A 13,963-nucleotide genomic window follows, 5' to 3' on the forward strand; every position below is an offset into this window, starting at 1 on the left:
GTTTATCTAAATATGAAAAAACTAAAACAATTTCCGATACTAAAGTCAGTTTTAAACCATCTACAGAAAAAATCAAAGCAGGTGAAGATGTAACTTTTACTTTTGACTTAAAAGACAACAAAAACCAACCCATTAAAGACCTACAACCGTATTTAGGAGAAAAAGCTCATTTAGTAGTGATCAAAAGTTCATCTCCTCTCACAACAGCCGATTATATCCACGCTCACGCGCTCAAAAATACAACGGATGGAAAAATTGAATTTCACACAAAATTACCCCAGTCAGGAACTTATAAAATGTGGATGCAATTTAACCGCAATGGTAAAATCAAAACCGCAGATTTTTGGGTAAACGCAGATTAATTATTTTTAATAATGTTGGGTTTCCTTGCGTCAACCCAACCTACTTTTTAAATTTATTATCACCCATGAAAATCTAATAACTATTACTCATTTTTATGGGTTTTCCACCTTGATTTAAAGATGCTGTTAAAGCAGCAAGAATTTCTACTAACTCTCTACCTACCCAACCGGAGGAAATCAATGAAGGAGTATTATTAATCACAGAATTGACAAAGCGATCGCACACTTTTTTTAATGGTTCTGCTTTTTCCAATTCTAATATTTCCTGTTTTTGATTAATAGGAATAAATAATTTTCCCTGTTGCTCAAATTCACCACAAATCAAAGTTAAAGGAGATGATGAGGACATTTCATCAAAAATCAAAGTCCCTTTACTACCCACTACTCCCAATCTTCTTTGTTTATCAGGATTTAGCCAACACAAATGAATATAGGCTTGAAAATTATCTGGATATGTCAATGTTATCCAAACTAAATCAGCTAAACCGGGACTGGGATGTATTAATTCTTTTTCTTCTTCCTGTAACCATACCGTACCTGTAGCTTGTACTTGTATAGGTAATTTGCCTAACCAGGTATTAAAAATGGCAAGGTCGTGAATTGCTAAATCCCACAGAGCGTCAACATCTTGACGAACAGGACCTAAATGGGTACGGGTAGAATAACCATAGCGTAATTCACCTAATTTACCCGTTTCAATGATACTTTGACCTTTTTCGACTGCGGGGTGAAACAAGTAAGTATGGTCAACCATCAGTATCAATTGCTGATGCTCTGCTAAGTGGCAAAGTTCTCGACATTCTTCGGAGTCAAGAGTTAAGGGTTTTTCTGCTAAAACATGATAACCATCTTGGAGAGCTTCTTTAATCAAGCCATAGTGAGTTATGGCAGGTGTAGCAATTACTACCGCTGTTAGTTCAGGAAGTTGCTTGACAGCTTGCCAATCAGTTGTTAATAATACATTTTCATCTAAATTAAATTGCTGTTTAACAGCGGCTAATCTTTCTGGATGATGATCTAATACAGCAATTACACTTACATAGGGATGTGCTAAAAAGTTGCGTAGCAAATGTATTCCCCAACGTCCTACCCCAATAATCGCAATTTTAATATTTGTCATTTGTTAGTTGTCACTTGTTTAGTTGTCAGTGGCGGTAGGAGTGCGGGAATGTTGTAGACGCAAACTTTTTGAATTGCTTACTCATCTGTTACCTGGGCGCTAATTACTAAATAAGCTTCTTTAGCAGCAGCTTGTTCAGCGGCTTTAATAGAGCGTCCTTTACCTTGTCCTAACATTTTTTCATGTAACCAAACTTCAGCAAAAAAGCGTTCATGAGTGCGGTGGGGTTGACTCGCTTCCAACACTCGATATTCTGGGAGAACTTTGAATTGGGCTTGAGTCCATTCTTGTAAAGCCGCTTTATAGTTGAGTCTGGCAGGATCGAGACGAATCTCTGTGGTTAGTTGTTGGAAATGAGAATCCAACCAAGGACGAATCAGATTGAGATTTTGAGTGCTAAGATAAAGCGCCCCTAAAACTGCTTCAAAAGAATCTGCTAATCGTGACTCTTGGCCAACATGATCAGCCGTAGCACTACCAGCAACCAATAAGTATAATTCTAAACCATATTCTCTCGCTAATTGGGCAAGAATGCGATCGCTCACCAAAACTGAACGAATAGCCGCAAAATCACCGACTGAACAATCAGGATAATGTTCCCATAATACCACGGCCGCCACCAGGCGTACCACTGCATCGCCCACAAACTCTAGCTGTTCATAATTGGCAGTATCAGAAACAGTAGGATGAGTTAGCGCCAAATCCAATAATTGCCACTTTATCGGTGCATTTAGTGACAAACCTAACTTTTGGACTAAACTTTCAAGCTGCCGTTGACGGCGGGGATAAACGCTGGACATTCAATAAAGTGTGAAAATAAGGATTCATAACTCTTAACTTAGCATTAAATTATAATGTATAAATACAAGTTATTTTTTATTAAAAAACTTACTGTGTCAATATTCTTGGAACTTCAGCTAGCTGCGGAATGGGAAATTGGCGATCGCGAGTCTTGCAGTTAGCATTAGTTACACTACAATAAAAATATCAAAAAATATCAACAGGATCAATAAATTGATGATCAATGTACAAATTGAAAATCAGGTTCGTTATGTCACTAATGTAGACGGAAAACAACCGACGTACTCGTACCGTTAGAACTTTGGCAACAGCTTATAAATTCCATCAACTCTGATAACGCCAGTGGTTTAGCTTGGATTGATGAACAAGAACCAAAAGCGCAAATATTAGCTGATCTTCAAGAGTCCATAGCACAAATAGCGACAGGGCAAACTTTCCCAGTTTCACAGCTTTGGGACGATATTAACGCTTAATATTTATGGTAGAAGTTCTCTTCACGCTTCCTTTTAAACGTCGTCTTAAAACTCTCAGCAAACGCTATCGCCAAATTCAAATTGATATTCAACCTATTATTGATCAGCTACAGGCTGGAAATTTTCTAGGTGAACAAATTTCTGGGATCAATTTGACAGTTGTTAAAGTTAGAGCAAAAAATAGTGATATCCCGACTGGCAAAAGTGGGGGATATAGGGTGATATATCAAATTATTTCGCCTGAATGTGTCTCCCTTCTGCTTATTTATGCAAAATCTGATCAGGCAGATGTTAGCTTGGATGAAATTGAGGATGCAATTAATAAAATATAGTTCTATTAATAATTAATTGCTTTTTTTCACTCTTTTCTTTTTCTCTGGTTTGAGTAAGGGAGCATTCAAGGCTTCATATAAATTAAACAAAAACTCAATTCTATTCAATTCATTTACAAATGGTTGCGGACGATAACATAAATCCACAGCTTTATCTAATATTTGATGGGCTTTTACCAAGTCTGGTGGCATAGTTAGAGGATCATACAAGTCTGCTAAACTACTATCTGGATATTTTTCTCTTATTTCTAAAACTGCTTGCGCGGCTGTTTCTACTTTCTGTTTTTGTTTATCATTGACGTTTTCAGGAAATGGATAATTATTATAAACTATGTCTTTGGAATAACGATAATCACTTTTTAATCTTCCACATACATACTTCATCCATGTCATGTGCATTTCTGAAGTAAGAATAGCAAATAAGTAGAGAGTAGCGTTAGGAATTAAAAAACAGAGATTGCTAGTAATAATTTCTGAAGACATAAAACCTATAGGAATATATTTCCTTTTTTCAGAAGATGCACTTGGCACAAGTAAATAATCTGTATTAGGTTGTGCTATCTGACAAAATATAGTAGGTGTAGTTGCAAATTTCCGAGTAGAGGCAGCTTTACTTTCTAACCGGAACTTTTTAACTTTATCTACTCGTTTTAATACCTCTGGTAAAGCTTTGAGTTCCTTTGGAGAAATATCAACAAGCCAAAGACAATACCGACTATATCCATTAATAAACTCTTTTGCTCCTGTATAGGGTCTAATCCATTTCTCAGCTTGAGGTTCTATTTTAATAAATTCTTCCTTTTCAGTTTCAGTAAATATGAAATTACCCCCATCTCTTGGCATACTTCCAAACCGCATTAAGGGAATATTAGAAATGGGAAAACTTTTATTAGTAATAATTGTGTCACTTCCATCTACCAAATATGGATTGATATTTTTAGCTTTTATTGTCAGTGGTTCACTCTGAATATCCTCATAATCAAAAATATATTTTTCAGTAATATCGAAGTTAGCAAAACCAATAATCACACAATGTACAGCAGCATTTCCTTTAGCTTCATTACTCCATTTAAAAGTACGATGGGCAAAATGAATTTTTATCTTATATTTATTGAAGAGGATATTCCAAAGTATAGAAACTTGCTCACCTTGTGAGATAGAATTTGTGGAAACGAAACCTACTGTAATTTTGTTATTTTGGATGATTTTTGCTGCTTTGAGATACCAAGCACAAACATAATCTAAAACACCTGTTCCTTTTTCTCCATAAAAAACATGATCAATATCATTTCTTTGTTGATCATTCATAATCATTGCACCAACAAATGGCGGATTACCTAAAATGAAGTTTAATTTTTCTTTCTCTAAAACTGTTTCCCAATCAATTATTAACGAATTACCATGAACAATTTTCGCAGATTTTGTTAATGGCAATCTGACAAAATATTGTCCAAATTCATGACTAATCTTAATATTCATTTGATGGTCAATTAACCACATTGCCACCTCAGCCACACGCACCGCAAATTCATCATATTCAATACCAGCAAACTGATCGACATCAACTTGAATAAAAATTCTCACATCAATAAAACCCTCTTCTTTCTTATACAATTCACGCAAAATTTTAATTTCTAAATCTCGCAATTCTCGATAAGTGATAATCAGGAAATTACCGCAACCACAAGCAGGATCAAGAAAATGTAAATTAGCTAGTTTTTGATGTAATTCTTGAAGTTTGCTCCGACTACCTTTAACTTTTTCAAACTCCAAATATAAATCATCTAAAAATAGAGGTTTAATTAATTTTTGAATATTCTTTTCAGACGTATAATGTGCGCCAAGATTACGCCTTTCTTTGGGATTCATTACCGCTTGAAACATTGAACCAAAAATAGCAGGTGAAATTTTACCCCAATCTAAAGCACAAGCTTTTAAAAACATTTCGCGCATTTGGCTATCAAAAGCAGCAGGTTGTAAAATCTCCTCAAATAGCTTGCCATTTACATAGGGAAACTGCGCTAAATTAATATCTAAATTTTTTAATCTTTTTTCAGTTGGTGTATTTAATACATGAAAAATGGAAGCAATGTGCATCGCTAAATCACTACCATCGGATTTAGTATGTAAATCAATATATTCCCAAAAAATACCTTTATCAAAAATGCCTGTATCATCAGCAAATAAACAAAAAAGTAACCGCACTAAATAAACTTCTAAATCATGACCTTGATAACCGACTGCTTCTAATAAATCGTGCAGCTTACCCATTAATTCAGCCGCTTCAATATTTACAGGATCTTCGTCTTTGTAAGTACGCTTTTCATATCCAGCAATAAAATCGAATAAATGTACATGATTAACAAAATCTTTAAGTTCAAACTCTGAAGTAATATTAGTATCTAAATCATAAATTCTAAACTTTTGAAAATCTGAGACTAAAATATATTTTGGTAATTCATGTTCTTTTAATCCCGGAAAATAGTCTTTAGCCTGTTGCATGGCTTTATCTAAACTTTTGCCCCTGGATTTATGCTCTACTAAAATTACCCCTTTCCAAAGTAGATCAATAAAACCCTGTTTATTATCAGCTTTTTTCACAGACTTTTCAAATGTGGCCACCCGTCGCCGAGAAATACCAAATACATTAAAAAAGCCATCCCAAAATGACTTTGCTTCGGCATCTTCTGAAGTTTCATGTTCCCATTCTTGAGAAAATGCGATCGCTCGACTTTTGATTTCGTTCCAACTTAAGGGCATAGTAATAGTATATTTTTACTTATTTGATGGTTTTTTAGAAATATTTTTCATTCTATTCAAGAAATTAATATCATTTTCAATAAAAAATTTCTCGTTAGGATTTTCCGCATTTTCTAACGCCAAATTCAAATCTCTTTCTGCTTCTTCCAACAATTGTCGGCACATTTCCCATGCTCTTGCCTTTGTTTTTGGATTGCTATTACGATCTCTACCTGCATCTATACATTTTTTTGCCATATCCATCTTAGCCGTTGCCCGCTTTTCTAATAGTGTAGAATTATGAGCAAGATTAGGATATTTTAAAATAGATTCACCTACAAATTTTATCACATCTTCTGGTTCGCCTATCTTTTTAAGATTGACAACAGCTTTGGCAATTTGACCTTCTTCTATTTTACCAGACATGGCAACAGATAAGGCTCTATTTGCTAGGCTTTGATATTTAATATTGTCTTTATCACCAGCAAGTATTTCCGCAATATTGATCAGTGTGTTGGGATTAACTAAGTAAAAATCTAATTTCTTTGTTTCCAGAAAATTATAAAGTTCATTGGGAAGTTTTAATTTAGCAATAACCTCACAATACAAATCTAGTGATCTAAAATTGTACAAATCTTTGTCTAAGAGTGTTAAAACTTGAGTGTTAGCTTCTTGATATTTTTGTAAAATAACTTTGTCTTGAATTTCTTGTAATTCTCTAATAATTTGATGTCTTGGGTGTGCAGGAAGAATACAAGTCAGACTTTCAGGTTCAATTTCAAAGATTGGTTCGGGACATCCTTCTTCTTTCATTGTCCGAATAATAGTTGGAATACCCTGACCTTCTGATTGAGCTAATTGCAGTTTATTAAATAAGTAAGCAAAACTCTGATTTCTCCATTTAGGACTTGCTTTTCCTTGCAAAAATTTCTCTTTATTAACTCCCCAATGTAAAGTTCCTGGAGATTTAACTTCTATTCTATCTGCAAATACTGTAATTCTAATTGGTTCAGGTACTTCATAATCACGGTGAACAATAGCATTAATTACAGCTTCTTGCAAAGCACGCATGGGATACTTAACCTGATTTGGTTTGCTACTTGTTTTATCAAATGCAGTATAGGCTTGAGTATTTAATAGTTCTATGGATCTTTTAGCTTGCTCAACTATTGTTCCAGTTAAAATATAACGTTCTGCTGTTTGTTCACTACGATCTGTTCCTTTATATATTGATAGGATAGTATATGCTTCGGGAAACTTGGATGTAATACTTGTTTTTTTCCCAAACATCAATAAAGTAAAGTTTCTGGGGCGTAATATACCATCTAAATCTGTCCGCACAAACAGAGGAGAAACCAGTTCCGCTATTTGTTCTCGATCTGAAAAGTAATCTTCTAATGATTTTTCAGGAAAAAGCAACCCCATTTCCTGCATACTATCTCTAAAGTTGAGTACATCAATATCAGCTTCTGTAGCATTATTATTTGTCCGTTTATCAAAATATTCTATTTGTTGTTTTTCTGTTAATAATTGCCTCAAAATACCATTTCTGGCTTCTTTAGTTTCTCGACCGATACGAACATAATATTTAGAAATTTCTCCGTCTCTGTATACATGAGCATCACGACTCCGTAAAACTAAAAATACTAAAATTCTGGTGCTGTTATTTTCTGGGTTTTCGATTTCACAAACTTTAGGTGCTATGGCAGGATCAACATAATCCTGACAATATCTAGTTACCTTACCTTCGATTTCTTTTAATTTGTTGGCACTCAGACCTGTATATTGAATTTTCGGAAAACCATGCTCGTCTTTTATCTCTTTTGCTCCACAAATAACATATCCCCCACCAACATTGGAAATGTCGTTGGCAAATGCAGAAATAGTTTTTACTATTCCTTGAGCAATCTTAATATCATCTCCATTCTCTTTCCATTCTACTTGTTCGCTTTCTCTACGGGCAAGCTCTTTTAAATCTATGTTGCAGTCCATAAAGTAAAAATTCGATTTATTGTTTATTATTTACTTACTTCCCATTATATAGAACTCCTATTTGATTTTTAATAGCTTGCGTGGCGTAGCTATATAAACTCAGTAAATAGGTGAACGGAAAAAACTAAAATATGTAACGAAAAGCAAAATCTCCCAAAACCTCTTCCCTGTTCCCTACCTTTACTAAAAAACGAACTATGGAAAATAAAAATCCATAATTCGTTTCAGAAGAGAGTCGGTAGTAAGCCGGGTTCTGTTCTCTTGCGAGGGCAGTTATCTATCTGGGATGCTTGTTACCAAACACCTCTAGCGGCTCTTTTTCAGCGGAACTGGTAAAAGACCAACCGTAGTTCCTCCGGCCTTGCTTCCAACCGGGGTTTACCGAGCCAACGCCTCTCGACGCTGCTGGTGCGCTCTTACCGCACCTTTGCACCCTTACCAACCAATAAATTGATTGGCGGTATCTTTCTGTGGCACTATCCTCACGATCGCTCGCACTGGACGTTATCCAGCAAGTTTGGTCTTTCGGAAGCCCGGACTTTCCTCAAACCAGTCTTAACGACTAATCTGCAACTGCCTACGCCTACTCCCTTCCTATTTCTAGTTTACAAGATTAGCCGGAAAGTTTAAAAGCCCCTGAGAAACAGGAACTATAGTTCCGTCTTTCGTGCTACCCTTCGGGAACGCCAAGGGCGAACAGACAGGGGATGAAAAACGCCACGAGCGGTTTTAACCGCCTTCAATATTGTCTTTGTTCCCTTTGAGTTTCAAGCTGTCTACCCAGTCTTCAATCAGCGAGGTAATAGTTTTTTCTCTTTCTAGGGAGTACAAATACAGCTTGTGCTTTCTGCGTTCCGAGAGTCGGACTGATACTGTCTTATCTTTCATAATGTATTGCGGCTGTTTATACAGTATGTTATCATAAGAGAAAGGAGAATAACACAATGTATGGATGCCAGCAAATATTAATCAGCCCTAACAAAGAGCTAGGAGCGATTCTTGAGTTCTTGTGTGGGGAGTCAAATAAACTTGCTAATTGTGGGACTTATTATGCTAGACAATTATTTTTTAAAACGGGTAAAATTCCTAGCAAGTTTGACTTACATCGTGAGTTAGCAAGTAATTTACATTTTGGAGCGATGTATTCTCAAGCTGCACAGCAATGTTTGACAACTGTTGCCGAATCTTTCAAGTCTTATATTGGACTTTTGAAAGGAATTAAGAAAGGTGCTGTAACTCAAAAACCCAAGTTACCTGGATACCGAAAAGGTGGATTAAATCTCGTAGCTTTTCCCGGACAGGCTATTAAATTAAAGGATGGTAAACTAAGATTTCCTTTAGGCACTAAAGTAAAAGTTTGGTTTGGACTTGATGCTTTTTATGTTCCTATGCCCTCAAACTTGGAGTATAAAAACATCAAAGAATATCGGATATTACCAAGGAATAATGAGTTTTATTTAGAACTTGTCTATAAAGTATCTCCATTGAAAGTTGACGTGAATATCGAGAATGTCTTATCAATTGATCACGGGCTAAATAATTGGTTAACCTGTGTCAGCAATATTGGGACATCTTTTTTAATTGACGGACGCAAGTTAAAATCAATGAATCAGTGGTACAACAAGCGAGTTTCTATTCTCAAAGAAAACCAACCCCAAGGCTTTTGGTCTAAACAATTAGCGTCAATAACCGAAAAACGTAACCGACAAATACGTGATGCTGTAAACAAATCTGCTCGAATAGTTATCAGCCATTGTCTTGATAATAAGATTGGAACTGTAATCTTTGGATGGAACACTGGGCAAAAAGATTCTATAAATCTTGGCTCTAAAACCAATCAAAAGTTTGTTCAAATCCCAACGGCACGACTTAAAAACCGTATTGCTCAACTTTGTGAACAGTGCAGTATCAAGTTCATGGAAACTGAAGAATCTTATACTTCAAAAGCATCGTTTCTAGATAATGATTTTCTACCTACATTTGGTGAAAAACCCGAAGGGTGGAAAGAGTCAGGAAAAAGAGTTAGTCGGGGTTTGTATCATTCTCAGGATGGTACAAAAATAAATGCAGATTGCAACGGTGCAGCTAATATTTTCAGAAAAGTAGCGGTAAAACTAGGATTAAGTTCTAGTGGAATCAGTAGAGGCGCATTGACATCGCCGTTAAGATTATTTATTTGGTCTTAAGAATCCCCGTCTCTTTAGAGCGGGGAGTGTCAACTGTAAAAATTACTTTTTCTTATTCCAAGGCAAAGCATAAGTCCAAGGAAGCTTTTTAATCGTAAAAGGACAATTAATAATTGACACTGGTGGAACATTTATTCCTGGAGAAATACCAACTCTCATTTCCGAAACTCGCAGCACGATTTGTAATGAAAATTCCAAATCTTTTTTGCCATCTATAAAATCTTTATATAACTTCTTTTGCTTATCGTTCTTTTTTATGGCAGCAACATTAATTAAAGGCGAAGCAGGTTGGTAAATACCTAGTTCTTTATCTCTTTGAAAAACATCTTCGGCGGTGACATTTTCAGTAATTGTCTTTTTAGGAGCGATAATAGTAGGAACTTGCGGTATAGCTAAATCGCGGGTTAAATCTGGGGATTTACGAATCACCCGGCGGGATTGTTGGGTATGTTCAACCACAAAAGAACTATTATCCCAGTCAACATATATGGCAATACTCTCTGATTTATTTTCAATACTCATTGATAATTCTTTGAGATCAGTTTCTATTTTATCTAAACCATAATTACTTGTTTTAAAGGAAATTCCTAATGTATCTTGGAGATTTTGTTCTTTCAACTGATCATCAACAGCACCTTTTTGGAAATCTAGTTTTACTAGATCGTCTATAGATTCAATCATGCGATTAAATGTGTAATAGACAGTAAGTATATAAATCATCAAAATAATCAGATTTTGGTCGCCACTTTGCATTTTAATAACCCTGAATAGATAATAAACAGTACGGAGAGACTAACATAAGTAAAGCATACCCCAGTAACCTAACCTACGCCCAATATGAATTTCTGCGTGACATGATTCCAGAACCCAAACTTAGTGGTAACAAGTGTGAAGTCTAGATGTGGACAGTCCTAAACAGGATTTTCTATATGTTGCTAGAAGGAGTAAGATAGAGAGCATTACCTAGAGACTTTCCTCGATGCCAGACAGTGTACACATATTTGTACACATATTTCCGAACTGTAGTAAAGATGGGACATGGTTGCACATCCACAATAGTCTGCGACAGTGGACACGGATTGGATAGGAACGGCTCGGTTTACATCTGAATCTATGAAACTATTTGTTTTTGATATTGATTATTCCATCGTTCATTAGTAAAGAAATGGTTACAAGATATCAAGAAAACTGCAATTTTTCGAGAAATATGTCTTGTTATCCCTTAGTAAATTATAGTTGTAAACATAAAAACTTTACTGTAACTTCAGTAGTGCAAATAACAGCATCCGATTTCAAAGCTAATTTACTGGTTGTTGATGATCATCCTGACAACCTCAGGACACTTTCGGCAATTCTTAGCAAACAAGGCTATAAAGTTAGAAAAGCAATTAGTGGAGAAATTGCTTTGCATACTATCGGGGTTCAATTACCGGATATAATTCTTTTAGATATTAAAATGCCTGGTATAGATGGATATACAGTTTGCTCAATTCTGAAAAAAAGTGATCATACTCGTCATATTCCGATTATTTTTTTAAGTGCTTTAGATACTATTTCCGATAAAGTAAAAGCATTTAAAATTGGTTGTGCTGACTATATTACTAAACCTTTTCAAACTGAGGAGGTGTTAATTAGAGTTGAACATCAATTAACTATTTTGCGACAACGACAAAAACTCAACCAACAACATCAAAATTTACAACAAGAAATTAATGAAAGAAAGCAAATTGAATCTAAATTAAAATTTTTGTTAAAAACTATTAATTTAATCAAGCAAGCTGTGAATTTTGATCAGGCTCTTGATGCTGTATTATCTGAACTCCGGCAAGTGCATAATTGGGACTATGGTGAAGCTTGGATGACTAATAAAGAACAGACAAAATTGTATTTAAGTAAAGCTTCTTATGATAGTTCTGATCAACTTTTAATTTCTTTTGCCCAAGCTAGTAAAGAATATACTTTTAGTTATGGAATAGGAGTGCAGGGTAGGGCTTGGGAAGCACAAAAATCAGAATGGATTGAAGATATTGAGCTAATAGAAAAAGATATGTTTTTGCGTTGGGAACTAGCCCAAAATGCTCAACTTAGGTCTATACTTACTGTACCGATCACCCTGGAAAAACAAGCTCTAATTGTCATGTGTTTTTTCAAGCGATCGCCTATCCCCTATAATCTAGAACTACTAGAGTTAGTCAATGCTGTAGCAATAGAACTTAGTGGATTTATTCAAAATAAACAAACGGAAGAAGCTCTCAAACAAGCTAATAAAGAATTAACAAAGTTAGCAAATATAGATGCTTTAACTCAAGTTGCTAATCGTCGCTGCTTCAATGAAAATCTTAGTAATGAATGGCTACGAATGCGTCGCGAACAAGCATATTTAGCATTAATTATGTGTGATATAGATTATTTTAAGTTATACAATGATTTCTATGGTCATCAAGCCGGAGATGAATGTTTATATCAAGTAGCTCAAGCAATTTCACAAACTTGTAAACGTTCTACAGATTTAGTAGCTCGTTATGGGGGTGAAGAACTGGTAATATTATTACCAAATACTGATTTAGAAGGAGCAGTTTATGTTGCTAAACAGATTCAAAATCAGATATCTAATATGGCAATTCCTCATCAATGTTCTTTAGTAAATACTTGTATCACAATGAGTATGGGCGTTACTAGCATGATTCCTAATAATGACAATTCTCCAGTTAGTATTATTGCCGCAGCCGATAAAGCACTTTATACAGCTAAAGCTCAAGGACGTAACACCTACTGTATTTATTCTCCTGTTTAATTAACTACAAAAGTCAGTAACTCAGCCTTAAAGGATGGCTATATGAATAATTCTAATTTAGACAAAATACACGGTTTTGATTATTTACGAGCTATTTGTTGCCTTGTTGTAGTTGCCCTACACACAAATATATCTAGCTTATTTACCAGTCATGAAAATCTATCGAATATTATTACATATAACTTATTTGATTTAGCCGTTCCTATATTTTTTCAAACAGCCCTAGTTTTGTTTTTTATTAATAGGCAAAAAAATCAAGATTATTTTCTCAAAAAAAGGTTTTTTAAACTAATTAAACTTTATTTATTTTGGGGATTATTTGCTCATATCTCCAATTTAATGACAATTAATCAAATATATATAAATTACCTGAATCAACTGCTAGACTTAAAAATCCTGATCAGATTTATTATCCAAGATGGATATTCTAACCCATTTTATTTTTTCTTTTCTCTACTATTAATAACTAGTTTGGCTGAACTATTTGCAATTATTATTGATCAAAATCAAGTTAAATCAGAAATTATAGCTTATACGGGTTTAATAATTTCCTGTTTAATTGTTTTTCTACTACCTTTAAGTACAATTTTTCTTGGTCAAGAATTTTATGATCTTTCACAAAGTTTCAATCCTCTAAATTTTATTCCCTATATTTTTTCTTCATTTCTGATTACTAAAAATTTAGAAAATAAACCAGAAGTAAACAATAACTATAAACAAATACTGATATTAATAATCATCTCCTCTAGTCTAATATTTCTTGAATGGCAATACATAAGTCAGCCTTTATTATGGGGAGGAATAACAGGAAATTCTCTTCCAGTCTACTCTCGATTATCTTTAGTTTTTAGTGCTTGGTTAATTACTTTAATTTCCTTAAATATTTCCTATCCACCTCATCATATCTTCAAATCATTATCTAATTTATCGCTAGGTATATATTGTTTACATTCTTTTTCGTACTTGTTGCTTCTAAAAATGATAGGAATGTCGCCATCTCAACCTTATCTAATAATTATAATATTCTTGATTGTCATTTCATTATCAGTTTTGCTGACAAACATATTCAAAAAATACCATTATTTCAAGATTACATTTAGGAAATAAGTAGGTAGATGGGAAAACTTATAACTATGTCATTGCGAGTGGAACGCAGCAATCCCA

9 protein-coding genes, 1 other RNA gene and 1 pseudogene are annotated in these 13,963 nt (G+C 34.5%); 5 read left to right on the forward strand and 6 right to left on the reverse strand.

Annotated elements, in window-relative coordinates; all coding sequences use genetic code 11:
• Nucleotides 1-362: pseudogene (locus FJR38_RS28380) on the forward strand (hypothetical protein); the annotation flags it as partial.
• 73 nt (nucleotides 363-435) lie between these two features.
• On the opposite strand, the gene FJR38_RS09645 reads toward FJR38_RS28380, so the two are convergent.
• Both FJR38_RS09645 and rnc read right to left on the reverse strand, forming a co-directional pair.
• A complete protein-coding gene (locus FJR38_RS09645) occupies nucleotides 436-1,482 on the reverse strand; it encodes a Gfo/Idh/MocA family protein (RefSeq protein WP_174763947.1) in 1,047 nt (348 codons plus the stop codon).
• A gap of 77 nt (nucleotides 1,483-1,559) precedes the next feature.
• Nucleotides 1,560-2,282, reverse strand: a complete 723-nt coding sequence (gene rnc / locus FJR38_RS09650) for a ribonuclease III (RefSeq protein WP_168495110.1) — start codon at nucleotides 2,280-2,282, stop codon at nucleotides 1,560-1,562.
• Nucleotides 2,283-2,761: 479 nt separating this feature from the next.
• On the opposite strand from rnc, the gene FJR38_RS09655 reads away from it, so the two are divergent.
• Nucleotides 2,762-3,088 (forward strand): type II toxin-antitoxin system RelE/ParE family toxin, encoded by a 327-nt coding sequence (locus FJR38_RS09655; protein WP_168536731.1) that lies wholly within the window; start codon nucleotides 2,762-2,764, stop codon nucleotides 3,086-3,088.
• Between the two features lie 12 nt (nucleotides 3,089-3,100).
• Here the strand turns inward: FJR38_RS09655 and FJR38_RS09660 are convergent, their stop codons facing one another.
• The 3 genes from FJR38_RS09660 to rnpB all read right to left on the reverse strand — a co-directional run bounded on the left by FJR38_RS09660 (nucleotide 3,101) and on the right by rnpB (nucleotide 8,410).
• A complete protein-coding gene (locus FJR38_RS09660) occupies nucleotides 3,101-5,848 on the reverse strand; it encodes a class I SAM-dependent DNA methyltransferase (protein ID WP_168536733.1) in 2,748 nt (915 codons plus the stop codon).
• A 15-nt stretch (nucleotides 5,849-5,863) separates the two neighbouring features.
• Nucleotides 5,864-7,819: an ATP-binding protein gene (locus FJR38_RS09665; RefSeq protein ID WP_168495112.1), complete on the reverse strand. Its 1,956-nt coding sequence runs from the start codon at nucleotides 7,817-7,819 to the stop codon at nucleotides 5,864-5,866.
• 226 nt (nucleotides 7,820-8,045) lie between these two features.
• Nucleotides 8,046-8,410: RNase P RNA component class A (rnpB, locus tag FJR38_RS09670), an RNA gene on the reverse strand.
• A 353-nt stretch (nucleotides 8,411-8,763) separates the two neighbouring features.
• Here rnpB and FJR38_RS09675 point away from each other — a divergent pair.
• Nucleotides 8,764-10,005 carry an RNA-guided endonuclease TnpB family protein gene (locus FJR38_RS09675; protein ID WP_168495114.1) on the forward strand — a complete coding sequence of 414 codons (1,242 nt, stop codon included), beginning with the start codon at nucleotides 8,764-8,766 and terminating at the stop codon, nucleotides 10,003-10,005.
• A 42-nt stretch (nucleotides 10,006-10,047) separates the two neighbouring features.
• Here FJR38_RS09675 and FJR38_RS09680 read toward each other — a convergent pair whose 3' ends face one another.
• Complete coding sequence (locus tag FJR38_RS09680) at nucleotides 10,048-10,758, reverse strand: hypothetical protein (protein WP_168536735.1); 711 nt, start codon at nucleotides 10,756-10,758, stop codon at nucleotides 10,048-10,050.
• A 454-nt stretch (nucleotides 10,759-11,212) separates the two neighbouring features.
• Here FJR38_RS09680 and FJR38_RS09685 point away from each other — a divergent pair, with 454 nt between their 5' ends.
• The gene (locus tag FJR38_RS09685) at nucleotides 11,213-12,799 is read left to right on the forward strand and encodes a diguanylate cyclase domain-containing protein (RefSeq protein WP_168536743.1); all 1,587 of its coding nucleotides are present in this window, start codon (nucleotides 11,213-11,215) and stop codon (nucleotides 12,797-12,799) included.
• Between the two features lie 42 nt (nucleotides 12,800-12,841).
• Nucleotides 12,842-13,906, forward strand: coding sequence for an acyltransferase family protein (locus FJR38_RS09690; RefSeq protein ID WP_168536745.1), 1,065 nt, complete (start codon nucleotides 12,842-12,844; stop codon nucleotides 13,904-13,906).
• Nucleotides 13,907-13,963 lie beyond the last annotated feature (57 nt).

The sequence above is a fragment of the Anabaena sp. UHCC 0253 genome, from assembly GCF_009712085.1.
Classification (GTDB): Bacteria; Cyanobacteriota; Cyanobacteriia; order Cyanobacteriales; family Nostocaceae; genus Dolichospermum.

Excerpts from the sequence above, each read along its gene's own strand:
- rnc (WP_168495110.1), bottom strand. The coding sequence starts at position 2,282 with ATGTCCAGCGTTTATCCCCGCCGTCAACGGCAGCTTGAAAGTTTAGTC.
- FJR38_RS09660 (WP_168536733.1), bottom strand. The coding sequence starts at position 5,848 with ATGCCCTTAAGTTGGAACGAAATCAAAAGTCGAGCGATCGCATTTTCT.
- FJR38_RS09655 (WP_168536731.1), top strand. The coding sequence starts at position 2,762 with ATGGTAGAAGTTCTCTTCACGCTTCCTTTTAAACGTCGTCTTAAAACT.
- FJR38_RS09680 (WP_168536735.1), bottom strand. The coding sequence starts at position 10,758 with ATGCAAAGTGGCGACCAAAATCTGATTATTTTGATGATTTATATACTT.
- FJR38_RS09665 (WP_168495112.1), bottom strand. The coding sequence starts at position 7,819 with ATGGACTGCAACATAGATTTAAAAGAGCTTGCCCGTAGAGAAAGCGAA.
- FJR38_RS09690 (WP_168536745.1), top strand. The coding sequence starts at position 12,842 with ATGAATAATTCTAATTTAGACAAAATACACGGTTTTGATTATTTACGA.
- FJR38_RS09645 (WP_174763947.1), bottom strand. The coding sequence starts at position 1,482 with ATGACAAATATTAAAATTGCGATTATTGGGGTAGGACGTTGGGGAATA.
- FJR38_RS09685 (WP_168536743.1), top strand. The coding sequence starts at position 11,213 with ATGTCTTGTTATCCCTTAGTAAATTATAGTTGTAAACATAAAAACTTT.
- FJR38_RS09675 (WP_168495114.1), top strand. The coding sequence starts at position 8,764 with ATGTATGGATGCCAGCAAATATTAATCAGCCCTAACAAAGAGCTAGGA.